General features: G+C 61.6%; 18 protein-coding genes. 4 read left to right on the top strand and 14 right to left on the bottom strand.

The window, feature by feature from the left end; translation table 11 throughout:
• Positions 1-20: 20 nt before the first annotated feature.
• Positions 21-839, top strand: coding sequence for a hypothetical protein (locus IDH44_RS14275; protein WP_190918721.1), 819 nt, complete (start codon positions 21-23; stop codon positions 837-839).
• Complete coding sequence (locus IDH44_RS14270; RefSeq protein WP_190918718.1) at positions 745-1,773, top strand: S-layer homology domain-containing protein; 1,029 nt, start codon at positions 745-747, stop codon at positions 1,771-1,773. Before IDH44_RS14275 ends, IDH44_RS14270 begins: the two co-directional genes overlap by 95 nt.
• A 153-nt stretch (positions 1,774-1,926) precedes the next feature.
• Here IDH44_RS14270 and IDH44_RS14265 read toward each other — a convergent pair whose 3' ends face one another.
• The 10 genes from IDH44_RS14265 to IDH44_RS14220 form a co-directional block, all read right to left on the bottom strand.
• Positions 1,927-2,742, bottom strand: coding sequence for an ABC transporter ATP-binding protein (locus tag IDH44_RS14265; RefSeq protein ID WP_190918716.1), 816 nt, complete (start codon positions 2,740-2,742; stop codon positions 1,927-1,929).
• Positions 2,743-3,804, bottom strand: a complete 1,062-nt coding sequence (locus IDH44_RS14260) for a FecCD family ABC transporter permease (protein ID WP_190918714.1) — start codon at positions 3,802-3,804, stop codon at positions 2,743-2,745.
• Positions 3,801-4,844 (bottom strand): FecCD family ABC transporter permease, encoded by a 1,044-nt coding sequence (locus IDH44_RS14255; RefSeq protein ID WP_190918757.1) that lies wholly within the window; start codon positions 4,842-4,844, stop codon positions 3,801-3,803. Before IDH44_RS14255 ends, IDH44_RS14260 begins: the two co-directional genes overlap by 4 nt.
• The gene (locus tag IDH44_RS14250) at positions 4,837-5,976 is read right to left on the bottom strand and encodes an iron-siderophore ABC transporter substrate-binding protein (protein ID WP_190918712.1); all 1,140 of its coding nucleotides are present in this window, start codon (positions 5,974-5,976) and stop codon (positions 4,837-4,839) included. The genes IDH44_RS14255 and IDH44_RS14250 overlap by 8 nt, the downstream gene beginning before the upstream one ends.
• A gap of 253 nt (positions 5,977-6,229) precedes the next feature.
• A complete protein-coding gene (locus IDH44_RS14245) occupies positions 6,230-8,617 on the bottom strand; it encodes a glycoside hydrolase family 16 protein (RefSeq protein ID WP_190918710.1) in 2,388 nt (795 codons plus the stop codon).
• 158 nt (positions 8,618-8,775) lie between these two features.
• Entirely contained in the window at positions 8,776-10,359 is a 1,584-nt protein-coding gene (locus tag IDH44_RS14240; RefSeq protein WP_190918708.1) for a response regulator, read from the bottom strand.
• A gap of 1 nt (position 10,360) precedes the next feature.
• Entirely contained in the window at positions 10,361-12,196 is a 1,836-nt protein-coding gene (locus IDH44_RS14235) for a sensor histidine kinase (RefSeq protein WP_190918706.1), read from the bottom strand.
• Positions 12,197-12,425: 229 nt separating this feature from the next.
• Positions 12,426-14,123, bottom strand: coding sequence for an extracellular solute-binding protein (locus tag IDH44_RS14230; RefSeq protein ID WP_190918704.1), 1,698 nt, complete (start codon positions 14,121-14,123; stop codon positions 12,426-12,428).
• Between the two features lie 105 nt (positions 14,124-14,228).
• Positions 14,229-15,113: a carbohydrate ABC transporter permease gene (locus tag IDH44_RS14225; protein ID WP_190918702.1), complete on the bottom strand. Its 885-nt coding sequence runs from the start codon at positions 15,111-15,113 to the stop codon at positions 14,229-14,231.
• A gap of 20 nt (positions 15,114-15,133) precedes the next feature.
• Positions 15,134-16,054: an ABC transporter permease gene (locus IDH44_RS14220; protein ID WP_190918700.1), complete on the bottom strand. Its 921-nt coding sequence runs from the start codon at positions 16,052-16,054 to the stop codon at positions 15,134-15,136.
• A 156-nt stretch (positions 16,055-16,210) separates the two neighbouring features.
• On the opposite strand from IDH44_RS14220, the gene IDH44_RS14215 reads away from it, so the two are divergent.
• On the top strand, positions 16,211-16,966 hold the full coding sequence (locus tag IDH44_RS14215) for a glycoside hydrolase family 16 protein (protein ID WP_190918698.1): 756 nt from the start codon (positions 16,211-16,213) through the stop codon (positions 16,964-16,966).
• A 73-nt stretch (positions 16,967-17,039) separates the two neighbouring features.
• Here IDH44_RS14215 and IDH44_RS14210 read toward each other — a convergent pair whose 3' ends face one another.
• The 4 genes from IDH44_RS14210 to IDH44_RS14195 form a co-directional block, all read right to left on the bottom strand.
• The gene (locus IDH44_RS14210; RefSeq protein WP_190918696.1) at positions 17,040-17,942 is read right to left on the bottom strand and encodes an Rpn family recombination-promoting nuclease/putative transposase; all 903 of its coding nucleotides are present in this window, start codon (positions 17,940-17,942) and stop codon (positions 17,040-17,042) included.
• A 99-nt stretch (positions 17,943-18,041) separates the two neighbouring features.
• Complete coding sequence (locus IDH44_RS14205) at positions 18,042-18,863, bottom strand: DUF817 domain-containing protein (RefSeq protein ID WP_190918695.1); 822 nt, start codon at positions 18,861-18,863, stop codon at positions 18,042-18,044.
• Complete coding sequence (locus tag IDH44_RS14200; RefSeq protein ID WP_190918692.1) at positions 18,856-19,071, bottom strand: helix-turn-helix domain-containing protein; 216 nt, start codon at positions 19,069-19,071, stop codon at positions 18,856-18,858. The genes IDH44_RS14205 and IDH44_RS14200 overlap by 8 nt, the downstream gene beginning before the upstream one ends.
• Before the next feature lie 9 nt (positions 19,072-19,080).
• On the bottom strand, positions 19,081-19,563 hold the full coding sequence (locus tag IDH44_RS14195; protein WP_190918690.1) for a DUF2975 domain-containing protein: 483 nt from the start codon (positions 19,561-19,563) through the stop codon (positions 19,081-19,083).
• A 262-nt stretch (positions 19,564-19,825) separates the two neighbouring features.
• Here IDH44_RS14195 and trpB point away from each other — a divergent pair, with 262 nt between their 5' ends.
• Positions 19,826-20,989 (top strand): tryptophan synthase subunit beta, encoded by a 1,164-nt coding sequence (gene trpB, locus IDH44_RS14190; RefSeq protein ID WP_190918688.1) that lies wholly within the window; start codon positions 19,826-19,828, stop codon positions 20,987-20,989.
• Positions 20,990-21,078: the final 89 nt, after the last annotated feature.

Below are 21,078 nucleotides of genomic sequence, written 5' to 3'. Positions count from 1 at the left end.
AAGCGAAGGCGGCCACCTATATGGTCAATGTGGAGCAGGATCCGATGAGCTTTGCCAATTATACGCGTATCAGCGGGAGCGATCGGCTAGTCGGTGCCACGTACAGGTATACCAATGTCATTACGAAGAATGGCATTCAAGTAGATGCCATTGTGACCATTGAGGAAATGAACAGCGCAACTCTGGGGGCGTTTGACCAGAGCGATCCTAATGCCACCTTGCATAAGCGGCTAAATCCGCAGCTATCCACGTCGGGGGAGGGGACCGTACGCCTGAAGTTTGCGTTTATTAATGCAGACACATGGGACGAGGGCACGCTCGCGGGAGAACCGGTGTTTTTGAAAAATTTCTATCTGACCGCGATTGATTTGGACGGCAGCGGAGGAACTTCCGAGTTTGTAGAAGCCTCAGGCTTCGCCTCCTATACCACAGATAGTGCGACCCAGTTAACCATTGTGCCGCCTGGCTCCGGGGAGACGCATGAACGGACGCGATTCAGAGGCATAAGCGGTAATCTCGATGGCAGGGATTTTGAGAATACTGCTGCGGTCATTATGTATTATGAATACAATGTCAGCAGTATGGAAGTGGTAATCGGGAATACAGGGACGCTATCCGGACGATTATTTTCCATCAATTTCGGCGCACCGGGAGGGACGTTCAGCAATCGCTCCGGGCGAGGACAGCTACATCACGGACGGCATCATTCATGTCGGCACGGCGATCGTCGAGTACGACTTCACGATGACGCCTCGCCCGGGCGGGGGTTCGCCGGGTATCTATGTCCCGATCCCGACAGAGCCGGAGCCGGAGGACGCGGAAGTCGATCTGGCGGTTGAGCTGTCGGCTACGCAGCGCGGATACATGGAGCAGTCGCAGATTACGCTGGAGCTGCCGCCTTTCGTTACGGTCGTGGAGGTCGACGGCGGCGTGCGCTTGCAGGACAGCGTCGTGTGGGAGCTGGGGGCGTTCGAGCCGGGCGCGGCGGGGACGCGTACGATCGTCCTGCAGCTCGGCGAGCTCGAGCAGGCAGAGCTGGAAGCCTTGCTGACGGCTACGATCACAGCCTCCAATCCGTTGATCGAGCTGCAGGACGATACGTCCGCCTTGCAGCTGATGTTCTACTCCAATCGCTATGGCGAGCTGGTGCATCATCGTTACATCATGGGTTACCCGGATGGCGAGTTCAAGCCGGTTCGCGCGGTCACCCGTGCGGAGATCGCGGCGATCTTTGCCCGCATTCTTGACCTGGATTACGATCCGTCCCAGCCATCGCCGTATGCGGATGTGGCGGAGGGACGCTGGTACACCCCGGGCATCGTGCTCGCCTCCGAGGCCGGTCTGTTCGACGGGTACGGGGACGGCCGCTTCCGTCCGGATCAGCCGATCACCCGCGCCGAGCTGGCGGCTGTAATCGCCCGCTATATGGGCTTGACGGACCGTGCGCCGGTCGTGACCGATTTTGCGGATCTGCAGGGCCACTGGGCAGCCAATCTGATCGAAGAGATTCATCGCACGGGCATCGCCCAGGGCTACCTGGACGGCAGCTTCAAGCCGAACGCGCAGCTGACGCGCGAAGAAGCGGTGACGATGATCAATCGTTTGCTGTACAGAGGACCGCTGACGGCCACGGACGCTTCCTTCCCGGATGTGTCCAGCGATCGCTGGTCGTTCGGCCAGGTGGAAGAAAGCACGAAGTCGCACGCAGCGATCCGCCTGCCGGACGGCAGCGAGGAGCAGGTTCGCGTGATCGAAGAAGAGCTGGACTATTAATCGCATGCGAAGATCCAGTGAAGGCACAGTTATGTAGTAAGCGAAATAAAAGAGAAGCCGTTCCCGGGAGGGAGCGGCTCTTTTTTCGTTTTTTACCATCCCGCCGGGCGCGTATCGGAAGCAGGCGGTGCTGGCGCAATGGCAGACTGGAGGTCAGCGGGCTACGCCAGCCAGCACGTGATGCCGCCCCTTGGGCACGATCATCGGCGAGCCGGACACCGGGTCGGGGATCACGCTGCAATCCAGACCGAAGATATCCCGGATGACCTCGCTGGTGATGACTTCGGCTGGCGGACCCTCGGCCCGCAGCCGGCCTTCGCGCATCGCGAAGATGTGGTCAGCGTATCGGGCCGACAGGTTGATGTCGTGCAGCACCATGACGATGGTGGTGCCATGCTTGCGGTTCAAGTCGGTGAGCAGATCGAGAATCTCGACCTGGTAGGTGATGTCCAGGAACGTCGTCGGCTCGTCCAGGAACAGAATGTCGGTCTGCTGCGCCAGCGCCATCGCGATCCAGACGCGCTGGCGCTGGCCGCCGGACAGCTCGTCGATGCTGCGATTGGCCAGCTCCGTGATGTTCATGATCGACATCGCCTCGGCGACCGCCTCATAGTCCCGCTTCGACCAGGTGCTGAGCAAGGACTGATGCGGGAAGCGGCCGCGCCCGACCAGATCCGCGACCGAGATGCCCTCCGGCACGATCGGCGATTGCGGCAGCAGACCGAGGATACGCGCCAGCTGCTTGGGCGGATACTTCTCCAGCGGCTTGCCGTCCAGCGTGATCGATCCCGACTGCGGCTTGATCAGCCGGGCCATCGTCTTCAGCAGGGTCGACTTGCCGCAGGCATTGGCGCCGATGATGACGCTGATTCGGTGGCTCGGGATTTCCAGGCTGACCCCGTGCACGACCGTTTTTTGCTCATAGCCCGCGACGAGATGTTCGGCTTTGAATGCATGCGTCGGTTTCATTTAGACATGTCCCTTTCGATTCATTCGAATAAGCAAGTAGAGCAGGTACGGCGCGCCGAGTATACCCGTGATGATCCCGACCGGGAAGCGCGTCTGGAAGGCGAATTGCCCGATCAGATCGGCAGCCAGTACCAGATTGACGCCAACCAGTCCGGCGGGCAGCGCGCTGGAGAAGCCGATGCCGACCAGTCGCTTCGCAATCGGCCCCGACAAGAAAGCGACGAAGGCGATCGGTCCGGTAGCCGCAGTCGCCATGGCGATCATGCAGACCGCACTTACGATGAGTAAGATGCGGATCTTGTCCGTGGATACGCCAAGCGACGAAGCGGCCTGCTCGCCGAGCTCCAGCATGCCCAGATGCTTGCCGAGCAGGAGCACGATCGGCCCCGCGACCGCGACCGTAACGGCCAGCGCCGGCAGATCGTCGAGCTGGGCGCCGTTGAGGCTGCCGCTGAGCCAGCGGAAGGCGGTCGGGATATCCTGCTCCTTGCCCACCAGCAGCATGTAGGAGACGGCCGCGTTCAACATCGCCTGGATGCCGATCCCGACGAGGATGAGCCGCCCAATCGAGAAAGCCTTGCCTCTGGATAACGCATAGAGCACGAGCACGGTCGCCAGCCCGGCGAACACGGAGACCATGGACACGACGGTACCGCTCGTATGCAGGATGACGATGCAAAACACGGCCGCGGCGCTTGAGCCCGCAGTAACGCCGATCACATTGGGGCTCGCGAGCGGGTTGCGCAGCATCGTCTGGAAGGTGTTGCCGCCCAGCCCGAACGCCAGCCCGGCAAGCAGACCGGCCAGCATGCGCGGCAATCGAATCGTATTCACGGCAAAGGACACGCCGGGCAATCGCTCGCCCAGCAGCGTCTGCAGCACGTCGCGCGCCGGGTAGATGGTGTTGCCGAGCATCAGCATGGCACAGCATAGGAGACAAGCCGAAACAGCCAGTAGACCGGTCACCAGCAGCCAGCGTCGGCTGCGTTGGCGTCGGCCTGCCCGAATAGCAGCGACGGCGGCGGCATCTTGGATCGTGCCTGTCGTAGGGATGCTAGTCATAGTGCGCGCACCTTCGATCGTATGGCGACCAGGATGAGAATCGGCGCGCCGACGAATGCCGTCACGACGCCGACCTCCAGCTCTCCGGGGCTGCCGACCAGTCGGCCGACCACATCGGAGAAGAGCAGCACGATGGCCCCGAATAATGCGGACATCGGGATGATATACCGCAGGTCGGGGCCGAGCAGGAGCCGTACGAGATGCGTGGCCAGCAACCCGACGAAGCCGATTGGCCCCGCGAGCGCAGTCGCGGCTCCGCAGAGCAGCACGCCCGCCAGTGCGGCGAATAGCCGCAAGGTACCGACTCGTACGCCCTGGCTCTGAGCCACTTCCTCGCCAAGGGCCAGCGCGTTCAGCGCCGGCGCGGCGACGATGCCGATCAAGGCGCCCGCGAACAGGAAGGGGAGGAACGCCGAGACGGTGTCCCAATTCCCCGAGCCGATGCTCCCGACCTGCCAAAAGCGGAACTGATCCATGACATACGAACGCGGGATCATAATCGCATTGACCAAAGAGGAAAGCGCCGCGCTCGTAGCTGCTCCAGCCAAGACGAGCTTAAGGGGCGTGGCTCCTCCACGCCCCATCGAGCCGATGCCGAACACGAAGACGGCGGTCAGCATCGCTCCGGCCAATGCCAGCCAGATGTACTGACCCATCGTGCTGATGTTTAGAAAGGCGATGCCGCAGACCACGAACAAGGCCGCACCTGTATTGACGCCCAGAATGCTCGGATCGGCAATCGGGTTGCGCGTGACGGCCTGCATCAAGGCGCCGGATATGCCCAGCGCCGCGCCGCAGCATAGTCCGAACATCGTTCGAATGATTCGCTTCTGGATAACGCTGGCTCCGTATGAGTCCGCGTCGGACGCGAACAAGCCGTTCATCAGCTCGTGCCAGCTCACCAAGCGGGAGCCCAGCACGAGCGAGGCAATGACACAGACGACCAACAGCACGAGGCTCAGCAGCAGCACTTTCGTAAAGTGCCGGGGAACATGGACGGCGCGCAGCTTTTTGGTGGAGACAACCGCCACGCTATCCATCGATTTTGCTAATCGCATCTCCGATCAGAGCCAGATAATCGTCAATCGTGTACGCGATCGATAGCGGATTTGGATTGCCGGCGGCGGCCAGCGGCGTGCCGTTGCCGATGAAGACGACCGAGCCTCTTTCGATGGCCGGAATTTTGCCCAGCACCGGATCGGCTTTCACGGCCTCGTAGGTGCTTTCGTCGCCGTAGCTGATCAGCAGATCGGCATCGTTGAGCACGTCGGCATTCTCGGTGCTCACTTGCAGGGAGAAGCTATTTGGATCTTCGATCAAATCGGTGACACTGGCCGGGTATTCCATGCCGAGCTCGACGAGGAATTCACCGCGCGGGTCTCCCGGCGTATAGACATGGAATTTGGATAGATCGTTCGCCGAGAAGTTGGCCCAGACGATTGTTTTGCCCGCCATCTCGGGGTACTCGGCAGCCTTGTCCTGAATGAGCTGCTCGGTGTCGGCAATCAACTGCTTGCCTTCTTCCTCCATGCCCATGCCCATCGCATTATAGAGCACTTGCTCGCGCCACGTAATGACCCAGGGCTTGGACTGATAGGCGACGACCGGCGCAATCTCGGAGAGGATGTCGTAGTCCTCCTGCGTGATGCCCGAGTACGCGGCAAGGATGACGTCCGGATTGCTGTCGGCAATCGCCTCGAAGTCCAGGCCGTCCGTGTCCTGATAGATGTTCGGATCGGTGACGCCCATCTCTTCGAGCTTGGCGGCGGTCCAGGGCAGCAGGCCGCTGTCGTCCTGTACGCCGTAGTTGGCCGCGGAGAACCCGACAGGGACGACGCCGAGCGCGAGCGCGACATCGTGGTTCGCCCATTGAATCGTGGCGATCCGTTCCGGCTTGCTCTCAATGACTGCTTCACCGAGCGCATGCTTGATTGTAATCGGATATTCGGAGGCTTCGTCTGCCGATGCATTCGTTTCATTGTCGGTATTTTCGCCTGCGTCAGCGTTTTCTGTATCGTCAGGCTTTTCCGTATTGCTATTGCTAGAGCCTGTGCCGCCTTTATCCGCGTTTGCAGCCGTATCGGAGTTTTGGCCTCCGCAAGCGGCGAGCGCGAGCACGAGAGTCGTTAGTAGAAGAAGCGTGGAGAACGTGCGTTTGCGAGTAACAGTCATTTTTAATACCCTTCCTTTTTCAATGGAGTGCGATCCCATGCGTACGTGCCGGAAGGCATGGGATCGTTATGTACCCGATAATGATTATCAGTGTCATGAAAATAGTAAAGGGTATGCGCTAAAATGTCAATGAAAATTATTATCAATTACGGAAAGTGGAAAGCTGCGAAAAAAGGGGAAGAGCCTGAGCCCTTCCCCTTTTTTGCATGGATATGATGGACCTGGCTCCACGCTGGCCCGGATAAGCGCTTCGCTACTCGGGCACGCCCTGCGTCACGCCGTGCACATACGTCGTCCAGGACGTGTCGAGCGCGCCCGTGCCCGGGTTGTAAGTGAAGAAGTACTCGACCGTGTCGCCCGGCTGCAGGCCATTGACCGGATAGGTGTAGTTGCCGCCGCCCGCCGCGCTCATCGCGACATTGAGCTGAGGGCCGTTGTTGATCTTGTAATGCAGATCTGCGAAGGTGGCGCCGTTGACGTAGAAGAGCAGATCGTCGCCGGTCTTCTTGATCCCCTTCGCTTCATCGCCGATCACGACGGTGCCTGGCTGCTCCGGCTCCTCGCCGGGATTCTCGCCGCCAGGATTGCCGCCTTCGCCGTCCTTGTATACCCGCACGTAATCGACCTGCATCGTCGCCGGGATATCGGACGCATCCGGCGTCCGGCCGCCGTCGAAGTGGCCGCCGACCGCGAGGTTCATGATCAGGTAGAATGGCTGGTCGAACGGCGCGTCCGGATTGTTCGGCGCGGCGACGGAGTACCATTGCTCGCGCGACACCTTGAAGAAGAATTCGCCGTTCACGTACCATTTGATGTCGTCTTCTTCCCAGATCATCGTGTAGACGTGGTAGTCGCTGGCGAATGTCTCCCCCTGCGGGAAGTAATATTCGCCGGCCAGGTACTGATTCACCGGCCACTGGCCGCCGAAGTGCACGGCCCCGCTCGTCGTGCCGGGCAGGCGCCCCTTGGCCTCCATGATGTCGAGCTCGCCGGAGGCGGCCCATGCGCCATAGACGGCGTCCTCGGGCAGCATCCACATTGCCGGCCAGAGGCCGTCGCCCGTGGGCAGCTTGGCGCGGATGTCGACGCGGCCATACTGCAGCGACAGGTTATCCTTGGTGTTAATCTTGCCGGAGGAGTAGGTGGCGTACCGGCTCGGGTCCTGCGGGAACGACTGGTAGTCGTGCAGCGCCCGGATATTCAGCTTGCCGTCCTGGACGAATACATTCTGCGCGCTGTCGGTGTAATGCTGCATCTCGGCATTGCCCCAGCCCCAGCTGTTGGGATCGTTGCCGATGTAGTAGCCGAGCTCATAGTTCCACTTGCTCGTGTCGAGGGCAGTGCCGCTGAATTCGTCCTGCCAGATCAGGTTCATGCCCGCGATCGCCGGATCGCTGGGCGTGCCGATCGCGACGTCGCCTTGATCGGAGACGTCCGGGCGCGGCGCGTTCGGATTGCCGATGAAGGTATAGGTGACGTAGTTCGAGCCGACGCTGCCGCCTGGCTGGCCGTTGGCGGGATAGCCGATCCGCAGCTGCATGTCCTCCTGGATCGGCTGGAACCAGAGGCCGTAGATGTAGTCGGCCCAGTAGCCCCACTGGTTGGCGTCGGACATGTTGTTGTAGCCGCTGCCGGAGTAGACGAAGCTGCTCTGGCCCGAGTCGCTCAGGTCGACCCATTGTCCGTCGATCAGGATCTCGTAGACGAAGCCGTCCAGCTCCGTGCCGATCGCCGGATTGCCGTCGATCCGCGGCAGCGGGATGCCGATCGCGCCGCTCGCGTCGGCCGAGTAGCTCGTGCCGTCGTACGCGGTGAGCGTGTAGCTATTGCGCACCGGCGCGTTGAAGGCGATCGTGTAGACGAGGCTGGCGCCGGAGCTGACCGACTCGAGCTTGACGTTGATCGACTCGGTCACGGTGAACCAGTAGCCGCCGCCCCCGTCGGTGAACTGGCCGAAGTTGCTGTCGTAGATCCAGCCGCTCGCGGCGTTGTTGTCGATATCGATCCAGGCGGTGTCCGCGACGGGCTTGACGTACAACCTGAGATCGCCTGCTACAGCCTCGTAGGGGATCGACGGGTCATTGTTGAAGACCGGGTAGGTGAAGCCCGCGCCGCCCGTATAGCCGGCCGTGAGCTGCGGTCCCTGGGTGGCTGTCATCGCGGTGATGGTGGTCGTGTTCACATTCGTAAAGACCAGCGTGTAGTCCAGCGTGACGCCGGCGTTGGTCTTGGAATACAGCTGGAGCTCGGTCGTCGCGGACAGGGTGAACCAGTAGCCGTGGGCGCCGCTGTCGCTCCAATGCCCCCAGTTCTGGTTGTAGACGAAGCCGCCGGCGCTGTCGATGTCGATCCAGCTGCCGCCGACCTTCACCTTGACGCCGACATCGTCGGATACGTCCTCCCAGGTCGCGCTGCCGCCGTTGAAGACCGGCATGACGAAGCCGTAGCTCGCCTCGCCGACCCCTGACTTCGCGATGACCGGGCCATCCGCGGCGGAGAAGTAGCTCATCGAGGTGACCGTCGTCGCCGCGTGCGCGGGGGACGGCGGCAGCAGCACCGCCCCGGCCAGCAGCACCAAGGCCAGGAGCCAATGGGCCGCCCGTTGTCTCCGTGGGAATTGTGTCGTCCGAATACGCTTCATAATCGTCCTCCTTCAGAGTGGAATGGAATCCCTCGGCAGCGGACTCCCCCTCCGTGGTAACCGCTTACAATTGAGGAATATCTTTATTGTAACGGACCCGATTAGGCGGCGTAAGGTGCAATTGTTTTTGTTGTACCCCAATTTTTTGGCTCCGGCTTTCAGAAGCCGGAGGGCCGGCTGCTCCCGCTGCTTTTCGGAGCGCGGGCGCCGGGCTGGCGCATCGCCTGCCGGTATTCGGTCGGCTGCATGGCCATGGCGTCGCGGAAGGCCCGCGTGAAGCTTTTGTAGCTCTCGTACCCGACCATGGCGGCGATCTCGACGATTTTGCGGTCCGTCTCGGCGAGCAATCGCCGCGCTTTGTCGAGCCGCACGTCGCGCAGGTATTCGGCGAAGCCTTTGCCGACGTTTTTTTTGAACAGATTGGAGAAGTAAGCGTAGTTCAAGGAGACGTGGTTGGACACCATGGCCAGATCGAGCGGCTTGTGGTAGTGCTCGTGGATGTAGCGGATCGCCTCCTTGAGGTCCTGGGAGTTGCGGTAGCTGCACTTGAATGCGATATAGAATTGATTGAGCCGCAGCAGTTGCGTCTGCAGTGCCTGCAGATAGTCGCGGATGCCCGGATAGTCGTACAGGCTGCGCAGGGCGTCCAGCTCGAGCGAGTCCTCGCCCATATAGGGAAGGATGACGCGCGCGTACTCCTCCAGCATCTCCACCGTGGCGCGGCACAGCTGCTCCGTGTAGCGGATATCGTAGCGCTGTAGCGTCTCCTTGCGGAAGAGCCGGGAGAGGCCCTGGACGATCGCGCCGTCAGCCGCGCTGCCGATGCTCTGGAAGAGGGCGTACAGCTCCTCGTAGGGCAGCTGCCACTGCCGCTCCAGGTGCCGGATATCGTCAGGTCCGATGCAAGGCCGCTCGGGCAGGAGGTAGCTGTGCCGGTGCAACTCGGTCGCCTCGGCATAGCTCTCCGGCAAGGCGGTGAGTCCGCCCCTGGCCACGGTCACGGCGACGGTCGCCTCGATGCCGGCCTCCCGCAGCGCGGCGGCGAGCGCCGCCGGCGGCGCGTCCGCCCGGACCGCGAGGACAAGGCCGGGCCGCTGCTGCAGGCACAGACAGCCCTCGCGACCGTACACGCGCTCGGCGAGGGCCGCGATGCTGCCCGCGCCGCCTGTGGTCGGCTGGTTGACGCGCAGCGCGGCGCGCAGCAGACAGAGCCGGTAGTCCCGCCACAGCGCGGGCTGCCGCCGCTCGGTCTGCTCGATCCAGGCGGTGTCGTAGGACGCCCCCTGCATATACATGCGCAGCTCCTTGCGCTCGGTCTCCCTGGCGCGTGCGGAGAGCTGCTCCATGCTGCGCGAGAGCGACATGCGCGTCTGCAGCTCCTGCATGACGCGCGCGAGCGCGGTCTGCAGATCGTCCCGCTTCACCGGCTTGAGCAGGTACCCCTTGGCGCCGAGGCCGATCGCTTGCTGCGCATAGCCGAACTCGCCGTAGCCGCTGATAATCAGGTATTCGAGCTGGCGCCCCTCGGCGCGCGTGCGCGCCATCAGCTCCAGTCCGTCCATTTCCGGCATCCGGATATCGGTGATGACGAGCTGGATCGGGTGCGCCTGCAGCAGCTCCAGCGCCTCCGCGCCGCTCGCGGCGCAATGGATCGCCTCGGGCTGCTGCGGGAATTGGCGCAGCATGGCCTGCAGGCCATCGCGAATCGGCTTCTGATCGTCGACGATCAGGATATGGACCATGTTACCACCCCCCCAGATTGGCTTGTTCCCACGGCAGACAGACGGTGATGCGGGTGTAGACACCGCGGACGCTCTCCACCTGCAGCCCGCAGCCGGGCCCGTAGTGCAGCTGCAGCCGCTTGTGTACATTCTCCAGTCCGAGACCGTGTCCGGCGGCGACGACCGGCGTATCGGCGCTGCTCTGCAGCACCGCCTGGAGCCGCTCCAACGTCTGCGGGTCGATGCCCGCGCCGTCGTCGCGAATCTGCACGAGCAGCCGGCTGCCGGGCTCGGCCCGCACCGTGATGGTGATAGACACGCTGCCGCCGGGCGGCGCGGCGTGCTGCACCGCATTCTCCACGATCGGCTGCAGGCACATCTTCGGGATCGCGTAGAGCAGCACGTCCGGCGGCAGCTGCGCCGTCAGACGGATCGCGCCGCCCTCCATGAAGTTGACGAACCGGATGTAGCTGCGAATATTGTCGAGCTCTTCGCCGAGCGCCACCGTGTCGCTCTTCCACTTCATGCTATAGCGCAGCAGCGCGCCGAGCGAGACGAGCGCCTCCGCGATCACAGGCTGCCGCTGCACCTCCGCCTGCATGCGGATCGACTCGAGCGCATTGTACAGGAAGTGCGAGTTGATCTGGGCGTGCAGCGAGTGCAGCTGCGCGTTTTTGGCGATCAATTGCTTATCCACGACCTGCGTCATCAGGCGCCGCAGCTCCTCGAGCATGCCGTTGTAGCTGACCGCCACCTCGTCGATCTCGTCGCCGGGCTCGCCGCCGGCCAGGCCGGTGTCGATCTTGGCGTCCAGCCGGCCCTGCCGCACCTGGCGCATGGCGACCAGCACGCTGCCAAGGCGGCGGAAGATGCGCCGGGTCGTGAACGAGACGAGCAGCAGCATGAGCAGCAGCCCGAGCACCGTCACGGCGGCGACGATGCCGTACCAGCTGCGCGGCCCCTGCAGCAGCGTCTGGCGGGAGGCGAGGTCCACCACGTACGCATCGAGCGGGGCGATATAGCGGTACAGCGCATAGTAGGTGTGGCCGCCCGTCTCCAGCGCGATCGGATGCTGCTGCAGGGCGTCCAGCCGTCCGTGCAGACCGGTCAGGATCGCGCCGAGCTGCTCGCCGGCCTGGGCGGCGAAGGCATGGCGGCCGTTGTAGATCGCCCGCGACGGATCGCGGCCGTCCAGGACGACCGCGAAAAAATCGCCCTCGGTCTCGGCGAGCAACTCGCGGAAAAACATCTGATGCGCCGAGCGGATCTCCATGATGCTCGGGCGCTTGTGCTGGCCGCCCTGCAGCCGCACCAGCCGGTAATACGAGAGCGTATCCGCGCCGTCCTGAAAAGCGAACAGGCGGAACGCCCCGCCGCCGGCCTCGCGCAGCGCGGCCCAATAATCCTGTGGCTCGAAGCGGTCGTAATGGTAGATCTCGGGCCAGATTTCGTACAGCTGCGGATTGTCCACGTAGAAGCTGAGCGCGTCAATCAGCTCGTTGCCCTGAATGATATTGTGCATTTGCTCGAATTGATTCTGCCGAAACTTCACCAGCCGCAGACCGTCGCCGCGCATATCCGAATGGATGAAATCGATAAACGCCGTCTGGGTCAAGGCCGTGGAGGAAGCGGTTTCAATCATGCCGAGCCGATTGCGCAGCTGCTCGCTCATGCGCGAGACATGGCTGCTGCCGGCGGCCATGGCGTCCTTGTACAGCTGCGCCTCCTGCTGCCGGATGAACAGCAGCGAGATCAGAATCGCCGGAATGGCGATGACCAGGCTGAACGCCAAAAAAAGCTTCTGCGAAATGCCCGCATTGCGATATAGCCGGGCAAGCCGTGTGCGTAAGCGTTTCATGCTTCCCCTCCCCCGCTTCCATACTATACCATAACTGACAAGCGTGCCGGAACAGCGCGGTCGCCGTGTGGCGCCGCGCTGCGGGCAGCGGGGAGGAGCAGGCTGTCATGGGCCCGCGGGAGCAGAGGTGCTCATGGACGCCGACGTTCATCGCTGCACAGCGGTCGGAGCATCTGCTGGCTCTCGTGGCTCGGCGCCTGTCCAAGCATCGTGCGGCTTCCCGGCGTTCCTACTCCGCCATCTTGGCCTTGCGCGCGTCGAGCTCGGCCTGGCGATGCGCCGTCACCAGCTCGAAGCCGTATTCGTCGCGCCGGGCGAGGAAGCTGTCGAACACCTTGTCGAAGGCGGCCTCGTCCTTGGCGGTGATCAGCTCGGGCAGCACTTCCTCCCAATTCTGCGAGATGCGCGACCAGGCGATCGCCGCCTCGGCATCGCCGAGCGGATCGAGGCCCTTGTAGATGCCGCTGTCGATGTCGGCCTGGGCGTTGGCGAAGTCCTCCATCTGCTTGATGACCGGCGCCTTCTCCGGCCGCCACTGGTTGACGATGACGGGGTTGCGCAGCATCCAGTACGTGTCGAGGACGCCGTATTCCTTCTCGAGCTGCTCGATGTTGCTGCCCAGCAGCTCGACCAGCTCGGGATTCAGCTGCGGCTTGCCGTCCACCGTCTCCCACGTCTGCCCTTCCTGTCCGAGGAACAGGTCGCGCTGGCCCTCCTCGCTCGCCAGATAGGAGAGGAAGCGGATGGCGCGCTCCGGATGCTCGGTCGACTTGCTGATCATCGTCACCATCCAGCCGTCCATATTGCCGGGGAACAGCTTGGCCGGATCGCCGCTGCTATTGCGCGGGCCGTCCACGGCGATGTAGTAGGACTCCGGATTGGCGCTCGCCGCCAGCATCGGGTTGACGGCGGTCATGCCGGTCCACTCGCGGATCATCATGAAGTAGCGGGCGTTGTTCGTCTTCTCCTCGACCTGCGTATCCGAGTCGACGAGGAAGTCGACGTTGATCAGCCCCCGCTCGTAGGCGGTGCGGAAGGTCTTGAGCCACGCGATATAGTCCGGATCGGTGATGCGATCGTACACCTGACCGCCTTGTTCATACGGGATGGCGAGCAGATTCTGCAGGTATTCGGTCATGCCGTACGGGACGTTGCCCTGCGCGAAAAACGGGCTGATCGGCTGCCCCTTGTATTCCGGATACTCGTCCTTGAGCGTCTGCAGCGCCCCGAGGAAGCCCTCCGGCGTCGTCAGATCGGGCCGGCCCATCTCCTCGTACAGGTCCTTGCGCACGAGGAACGTCTGGTTGGCGGCGGTCATGCCGGTCTCGTGCATCAGATTGGGGCTGTAGGAGTCGTTGGGCATACCGTAGCTGTTGCCGTCCTCCTGGCGATACCACTTCAGCGTGCCGTCGCCGGCCACCTTGAAGAAGTACGGGTCGTATTGCTCCGCCAGCTCGTTGAGCGCATACACATGATCGCCTTCCCAGAGCTTCTTGACGGCAGTCTCCCACGAACCGATCGAGATCAGGTCGGGGAGCTGGCCGGAGGTCATCATTAGCGTCACTTGCTCGTTGGCTTCGCCCGAGGGCACCTCCAGCTTGACGCTGACGCCGGTCTTGTCCGTGACGTACTGCGACACGAGGCTGTCGCCCCAGCTGTGCGCGTACCACGACGCGCCGACGAACCAGGACAGCTCCACCGGGCTCGTATCGAGCGTCCAGGCCGGCTCGTCGGGATTCGGCGCGGCCGTCTCGTTCCCCGCGGACTCGCCTGCGGCGTTGTCCGGCTGCGTGTGGTTGCCGCCTTCTTGGCTGGTCGGCGGGGGATCGTTCTCTCCATTGCCGGTGCAGGCCGCGAGGCCGAGCGACAGCAGCAGACAGAGGGCCGGCAGCAGGGCTGCCGAGGCCTTGAAGGGTTTGCGTTTCATAGTGCGATCATCCTCTCATTCTTCTCTCATATTGATTCAGCGCTTCCGTAGCGCCACCTGATCGCGTGAGCGCGTTCAGCCCGTCGCTTCATTCTTCGTTCGCGCTTATCCCTTGATCGCGCCGATCATGACGCCCTTGACCAGGTAGCGCTGGATGAAGGGGTAGAACAGCAGGATCGGCACCGTCGCCACCATCATCGAAGCGAACTTGATCGAATTGCCCGGCAGCCGGGCCCCGAACTGGGCCATCGCCTGCTGCTGCATGAACGACATCGCATTCTCGGCGATGATCTTGTAGAGCATCGTCTGCAGCGGCAATTGATCCTGCGAGCGAATGTAGATGACGCCCTGGTAATAGTCGTTCCAGTGATACACCGCCGAGAACAGCGCGATCGTCGCCAGCACGGCCATGCTATTGGGCAGCACGATCCGGAACAGCACGCCGTAATCGGACGCGCCGTCGACCTTGGCCGACTCCTCGAGGCTCTCGGGGATGGTGCGGAAGAAGCTCATGAAGATGACCATGTTGAAGAACGTGTACATCGCCGGGATGATGAACACCCAGAAGCTGTCGTACAGCCCGAGCTTCGTCATCAGGATGAACGTCGGAATCAGCCCGCCCGAGAACAGCATCGTGATGAGCGCGATCTTCATGTACACCCGGCGGCCGATCAGCTGGCGCTTGCTCATGCCGTAGGCCACGATGGCGGTGAAGAGCACATGGGCCGTCGTGCCGATGACGGTGCGCATCGTCGTGATGAAAAAGCCGTTCATCAGATGCGGATCGTTGAACGCGACGCGGTAGCTGTCCAGCGACCACGCCTTGGGCCACCAGTTGACCGTGCCCAGGATGGCGTGCTCGGAGGCGTTGAACGAATTGACGAGTACGAACCACATCGGATAGAGCGTAAAAAAGCATACGGTCAGCATCAGCACGGTGTTGCCTATCGTGAAAGCGCCGATGCGCCGCCTTCTTGCGCGCAGTGGCATTGCGTGTCCCCCTTACCCTCTCAGAAGATACTGTCGCCCGTCAATCGGCGGGACGTGTAGTTCGCCAGCAGCAGCAGGCCCAGCGCGACGATGGAGCGGGCGAACAGGACCGCCGTGGAGAAGGAATGGCGTCCCGAGACGAGCCCCATGTTGTAGATGTACAGATCGAGGCTCTCCGCCATCCGCAGATTCATGTTGTTCTGCAGCATGAAGATCTGTTCGAAATTGCTGCCGAGCATGCCGCTGACCGCGAGGATGAACAGGATCGCGATCGTCGGGCGGATGCTCTGCACCGTGATGTGCCACATGCGCTGCCAGCGCCCGGCCCCGTCCAGCTCCGCCGCCTCGTACAGCGCCGGGTCGATGCCGGCGATGGCCGCGATGTAGATGATGGCGCTCCAGCCCGTCTCCTTGAGCACATCGGTGAAGAAGACGATCCACCAGAAATAGACGGGGTCGCTGTTGTACAGAATCTCGCGCTCCTGCAGCCCGAGGCCGATCATCACCTGGTTGACCACGCCGCCCTCGCCCAGCCAATTGAGCGCGATGCCGCCGAAGATCGTCCACGCGATGAAGTGGGGCAAGTAGGAGATTGTCTGCACGCTGCGCTTGAAGCGCAGGCTGCGAATCTCGTTGAGCAGCAGCGCAAACAGAATCGGAATGACAAAGCCGAGTCCCAGCTTGATCGCGCTCATCCCCAGCGTATTGCGAATCGATCGCCAGAAGCGGTCGTCCGAGGCGAAGGCCTCGAAATGCTTGAGCCCGACAAACGGCGATTGCAGCATCGGCTTGGCAATGCTGTAATCCATGAACCCGATGATCAGCCAGAACATCGGCAGGTAACAGAAGATGAGCATCCAGAAGATGCCGGGAATGACCATGCTTTGCAGTTGCCACTGTCGCCGCATGCGGCGCAGCACGGGTTGCCTTGTGCGATCCATCTTGGTAGCCGCCCCCTCCCTTCCTGTACATCGTATGAGATGAAAGCGCTAAAAAAAAGGAGCGCGGTTTTTGGCGCTATCCCATTTTTTTGGATTCCGTCCGCGGACGGGGCAAAGTCGAGTATGCTGAGCACATCGGGAAAGGGGAGATTGGGGATGAGCAAGCCAGTGTGCAAGCCGGTGTGGCGGCAGGACTTCACCCGGGCGGACGCCGATCTGCGCGATTGGAACATCCGTCTGGGCAACGACCTGCTGGACGAGGCGGGCCGGCCGATTGTGCCCGGCTGGGGGAACAACGAGCGCCAGTATTATACGGCAGATGCGGCGAATCTGTATCTGGACGGCACCGGACTGAACCTGTGCGCGCGCCGCCAGCCTGTGGAGGAGGGCGGGCGCAGGTTCGCGTACACGTCGGCGCGGCTGGATACGAAGGATCGGATGGCTTTTCGCTACGGCAAGCTGGTCGTGCGCGCTCGGCTGCCGGAGGGCGCCGGACTGTGGCCGGCGATCTGGCTCATGCCTCAGGCGGACAAGTATGGCCCGTGGCCGGCCTCGGGCGAGATCGACCTGCTCGAGGCGCGGGGCCGGCTGCCGCGCGAGATCTCAGGCACGCTGCATTACGGGCCGGACATGGCGCGCAAGCGGATCGACGAGTTCGCGCATCGACTGGAGCAGGGGACGATTGCGCAGGATCGCGAGTACGGACTGGAATGGACGGAGGAGGCGATCCGCTGGCTGGTCGACGGCTACTGCTACGCCGAGCGCCGCCTCGAGCCAGGCATGCCGTTCGACGAGCCGTTCTACCTCGTACTCAATCTGGCGGTGGGCGGCTGGTACGACGATGTCCCGGTGGACGACGCGGCGCTGCCGGCGGTGATGACGGTGGCGGAGATTGTGCGGTTCGACCTCTGATACCTGCGGATATTACAGCAGATCTTATAAGCATAAGACCCGTATGAGCGGGTGGCTCATACGGGTCTTATGCTCAATTATTTTGATTTTTGAGCGCTTTGATTTCTTCTTCTGAGAGCCCGGACGCTTTGGCAATGATCGACGTCTCTACCCCGAGCTTCAAAAGTTCCAGCGTCATTTCAACGGCTTTCTTCTTCTCGCCTCTAGCTTCGCCTCTAGCTTCGCCCCTAGCTTCGCCTATGGCTTGGCCTCTCTTCTCGCCTTCGGCCAACGCTCCCTCAATCATGGAAGCCTCGTCGTGTAAATATTTTTGACGATCCTCGTACAATCTGCGGGCCTCGGCATCCTGACTCAAAAATTCCAGCGTAGTCATGGCTTTTTTTAGCATCGGATCATGCATCGTCAGCACCTCCCAATTGGACTTGTCGACATCTTTCAAAAAGAGCAACCAGTTGACCAACCCGCCGTTAACAACTGGCACGGCATGGTCGTCAAGCTTGGGTAATTCCAGGAAATGGAGCTCAATGTCGTCGATCAGCGGGATCCCGGTTCGATCCTCGCGCAGATGAAAAACGCTGTGGTACTGGTGATTTGGCAAAAAAGCATAGTTGAGAATGTTGATCGCGACGCATTTTTGCAGCTTATTATACGGTTGGCCTTTTTGCAATTGACCACTGTACAGTTTGCTCCAATAAAACATCGTTCGCTTCTCGGTATCATATTTGTTGAAAAGCTGCATTTCCACGTTAATCAGCTCGCCGCCGGCCGTTTTGGCGCGAATATCGAGAATCGATTGTTTATCCCGTGGCGCGTCCTTTTCCGTATATGGGTTGAGCAGAGTAATTTCAGTTAGCGGTTGACTGTTCGCTTCAATAAACGTCTGGTTGAGAAAGGCTAGCAGCACATCCCGATTTTCCTCGCTTCCAAAAATGCGCTTGAACAAAAAATCGTTGCGAGGATCAAGCAGCTCATTCATCTGCAATCAGCTCCATTCATGACCAGTATATCACATGAAATTGTTCTTAAACATGTGAATTCAGCCTGCTGAAATTGCATTCAACGTGCTCCGTCCTGCTTAAAAACGTCCCTTCTTCACCTGCTTGAGCGCGGCGACGATCAGGAAGCTGACGATGACCAGCAGCAGCCAGGAGCTGACCTTGCCGACGTGCACGAGCCGCCACGCGTCGGACTGGTCGGGATACTCCCATGCGCGGAAGTATGTGGCGACATTCTCCGCGACCCAGATGAAGAAGCCGATCAGCACGAAGGAGAGAGCCAGCGGCATCCGGTACTGCCGGGCGCCGACCTCGAAGTACACCCATGTCCTCGCGAAGACGAGCAGTACCAGCCCCGCCAGCCACCAGCGGACGTCGATCCAGTAATGATGGGTGAAGAAATTGAGATAGATCGCTGCCGCAAGCGGTACGGCCAGCCACTGCGGGGGCCAGCCGGTCAGCTCGACCCGCAGTCGCCGCCACGCCTGACACAGGTAGCTGGCCACACTCGCGTACATGAAGCCGCTATAGAGCGGCACGCCGCCGAGCTTGGTCCAGCCTTCGCCGGGATACGACCATGAGCCCATGTGCACCTTGAACAACTCCAGCGCCAGTCCGATCAAGTGAAAGACGGTGATGACCTTGAGCTCGTCGCGCGTCTCCAAGCCGGCGCGCAGCATCCAGACCTGCATCGCCAGACAGATGAGCAGCAGCCAGTCGTAGCGCGGCAGCCCGGGCAGCGGGACTGTCTGCGTCACCGCCAGCGCGGCGAAGATGACGACGGGGAAGACGCAGGCGAGCGCCTGCTGCCAGCCGAAGCGCACGAGCTGCACAAGTGCGCGTCTGAGCCGAGCCTGCAGGGGAATGGGGCCGCGGCCTGCCCACCCTTTGACGTCAAGCATCCGCATCCCTCCTGTATTCGAGCAGATCGCCGGGCTGGCAGTCCAGCGCCTCGCAGATTGCCTCCAGCGTCGACAGCCGGACGGCCTTGGCTTTGCCATTCTTGAGGATCGACAGATTCGCCATCGTAATGCCGACCCGTTCCGACAGCTCCGTCACGCTCATCTTGCGCCGCGCGAGCATCACATCAATATTCACGATAATCGCCATCATCTCACCTCACACTGTCAGATCATGCTCGGACTTGATCGCCACAGCCTCTTGCAGCAAGCGCTGCAGCACCGCCGCGAAGGTGGCGATGACCGACGAGGCGAGGACAACGATGCAGCCGAGCCGGACGACGCCGGTCGCCCCGCTCTCCACGAGCACAGCGAACAGTGTGCCGGCCGCCAGCAGCACGCTGACGGTGACGGCGCAGCGCTTGATCGCCAGCAGCGCCCGCACGGACAAGGTCGAGAATGCCTGGTCACCGTCGATGTAGGTCAGCAATCGGTACGCCTGAACCAGGGCCAGGAAGTACGGAATGGCGGCCACGTAGGCGCAGATCAGGAACGGCACCCGCAGATAAGCGGTCTGCGGATTCGTCTCGGCCGTGTCGGCGGCGACGCCGGGCAGCCAGAGCAGGCACAGCGCCAGGCCCGCCAGCCCCATGGCCAGGAGCGCGATTTTCAGGAATAGAGTCGAGCGTTGCGTGGCGTTCATGCCGGCACCTCATTTGCGATGAATTGCATTGAATTTAACATAATATTTATCGTTTTACAATAAAAAATTATTGAAAAGTATAAATTTCCTTGCGATACAACTGCTTTGGTCGCTCCTCGTTTTGCGGCCTTTCCGGCGCTTGGCTCACTCGTGGCGCTTGGCCTGTTGCTCGGCTATAATGAAAAGCAAGGCGGCATAAGTTCCTGCCCGCAAGGCCGGGGCCTGTGGCCGGTGTAGGATCAAGAACAGGAGGCGAAGAAAGATGAGTTTGGAAGCATCGCAAGAGGGCTATTTTGGAGAATTTGGAGGGAGCTTTGTTCCCCCGGAGCTGCAGGACGTATTGGGCCACTTGAGCGAACAATTCAATCGGTTCAAGGACGATCCCGAGTTTAATGCGGAGTATCGGTTCTATCTGCGGGAATATGTGGGCCGCGAGAATCCGCTCACGCATGCCGAACGGCTTACAAAAAAATGGGGCGGCGCCAAGATCTATCTGAAGCGCGAGGATCTGAATCATACGGGAGCGCACAAGATCAACAACGTAATCGGGCAAATCCTGCTGGCCAAGCTCATGGGGGCGAAGCGGGTCATTGCCGAGACCGGGGCCGGTCAGCACGGCGTGGCGACGGCAACGGCTTGCGCGATGTTCAATATGGAGTGTGTGATCTACATGGGAGCGGAAGATACGCGGCGGCAGGCGCTGAACGTATTCCGGATGGAGCTGCTCGGCGCCAAGGTCGTCCCCGTCCACAAGGGCCAGGGCCGCTTGAAGGATGCCGTCGACGAGGCGCTGGGCGATCTGGTGCAAAATTACAAAACGACGTTCTATCTGCTCGGCTCGGCGGTCGGACCGCATCCATTCCCGACGATGGTCAAGCACTTCCAGTCCATCGTAAGCGAGGAGTCCAAGCGTCAAATTCTGGAGAAGGAAGGGCGGCTGCCGGACGCTGTCCTGGCCTGTGTCGGCGGCGGTAGCAACGCGATCGGCGCATTCGCCCATTACCTGGACGAGCCGTCGGTGCGCCTGATCGGCGTGGAACCGGACCAGGCGCCGACCTTGACGCAGGGCGTGCCGAGCGTGATTCACGGCTTCAAATGCCTCGTGCTGCTCGACGAGGAAGGAAATCCGCAAAAAACGTATTCGATTGCCGCCGGGCTGGACTATCCGGGCATCGGGCCGGAGCATAGCCATCTGAAGGTCAGCGGCCGTGCGGAGTATGTGGCCGTGAGCAACGAGGAGGTGCTCGATGCCTTCCAGGAGCTGTCGAGCACCGAGGGAATCATCCCCGCGCTGGAGAGCGCTCACGCCGTCGCCTATGCCAAGAAGCTGGCGCCGACGATGACCCGGGATCAACTCATCATCGTCAATCTGTCCGGGCGCGGCGATAAGGATGTCGAGCAGGTATTCGAGATGCTGAAGAAGTAGAGCGCTGCCGGGCGGCTGCTCTAACGGACACCAGCGAACACCAGCGACGCTTAGCGGTCATTTACGCCACCTACACGGCCACTTCCCCC

This window comes from Paenibacillus sabuli (assembly GCF_014705605.1).
Lineage (GTDB): Bacteria > Bacillota > Bacilli > Paenibacillales > Paenibacillaceae > Paenibacillus_D > Paenibacillus_D sabuli.
This window is presented reverse-complemented; position numbering and strand designations above follow the sequence as displayed.

Bases quoted from the DNA above. Each gene is read 5' to 3' on its own strand.
- IDH44_RS14275 (WP_190918721.1), top strand. From the start codon at position 21: ATGGTCAATGTGGAGCAGGATCCGATGAGCTTTGCCAATTATACGCGT.
- IDH44_RS14270 (WP_190918718.1), top strand. From the start codon at position 745: ATGACGCCTCGCCCGGGCGGGGGTTCGCCGGGTATCTATGTCCCGATC.
- IDH44_RS14265 (WP_190918716.1), bottom strand. From the start codon at position 2,742: ATGAAACCGACGCATGCATTCAAAGCCGAACATCTCGTCGCGGGCTAT.
- IDH44_RS14260 (WP_190918714.1), bottom strand. From the start codon at position 3,804: ATGACTAGCATCCCTACGACAGGCACGATCCAAGATGCCGCCGCCGTC.
- IDH44_RS14255 (WP_190918757.1), bottom strand. From the start codon at position 4,844: ATGGATAGCGTGGCGGTTGTCTCCACCAAAAAGCTGCGCGCCGTCCAT.
- IDH44_RS14250 (WP_190918712.1), bottom strand. From the start codon at position 5,976: ATGACTGTTACTCGCAAACGCACGTTCTCCACGCTTCTTCTACTAACG.
- IDH44_RS14245 (WP_190918710.1), bottom strand. From the start codon at position 8,617: ATGAAGCGTATTCGGACGACACAATTCCCACGGAGACAACGGGCGGCC.
- IDH44_RS14240 (WP_190918708.1), bottom strand. From the start codon at position 10,359: ATGGTCCATATCCTGATCGTCGACGATCAGAAGCCGATTCGCGATGGC.
- IDH44_RS14235 (WP_190918706.1), bottom strand. From the start codon at position 12,196: ATGAAACGCTTACGCACACGGCTTGCCCGGCTATATCGCAATGCGGGC.
- IDH44_RS14230 (WP_190918704.1), bottom strand. From the start codon at position 14,123: ATGAAACGCAAACCCTTCAAGGCCTCGGCAGCCCTGCTGCCGGCCCTC.
- IDH44_RS14225 (WP_190918702.1), bottom strand. From the start codon at position 15,113: ATGCCACTGCGCGCAAGAAGGCGGCGCATCGGCGCTTTCACGATAGGC.
- IDH44_RS14220 (WP_190918700.1), bottom strand. From the start codon at position 16,054: ATGGATCGCACAAGGCAACCCGTGCTGCGCCGCATGCGGCGACAGTGG.
- IDH44_RS14215 (WP_190918698.1), top strand. From the start codon at position 16,211: ATGAGCAAGCCAGTGTGCAAGCCGGTGTGGCGGCAGGACTTCACCCGG.
- IDH44_RS14210 (WP_190918696.1), bottom strand. From the start codon at position 17,942: ATGAATGAGCTGCTTGATCCTCGCAACGATTTTTTGTTCAAGCGCATT.
- IDH44_RS14205 (WP_190918695.1), bottom strand. From the start codon at position 18,863: ATGCTTGACGTCAAAGGGTGGGCAGGCCGCGGCCCCATTCCCCTGCAG.
- IDH44_RS14200 (WP_190918692.1), bottom strand. From the start codon at position 19,071: ATGGCGATTATCGTGAATATTGATGTGATGCTCGCGCGGCGCAAGATG.
- IDH44_RS14195 (WP_190918690.1), bottom strand. From the start codon at position 19,563: ATGAACGCCACGCAACGCTCGACTCTATTCCTGAAAATCGCGCTCCTG.
- trpB (WP_190918688.1), top strand. From the start codon at position 19,826: ATGAGTTTGGAAGCATCGCAAGAGGGCTATTTTGGAGAATTTGGAGGG.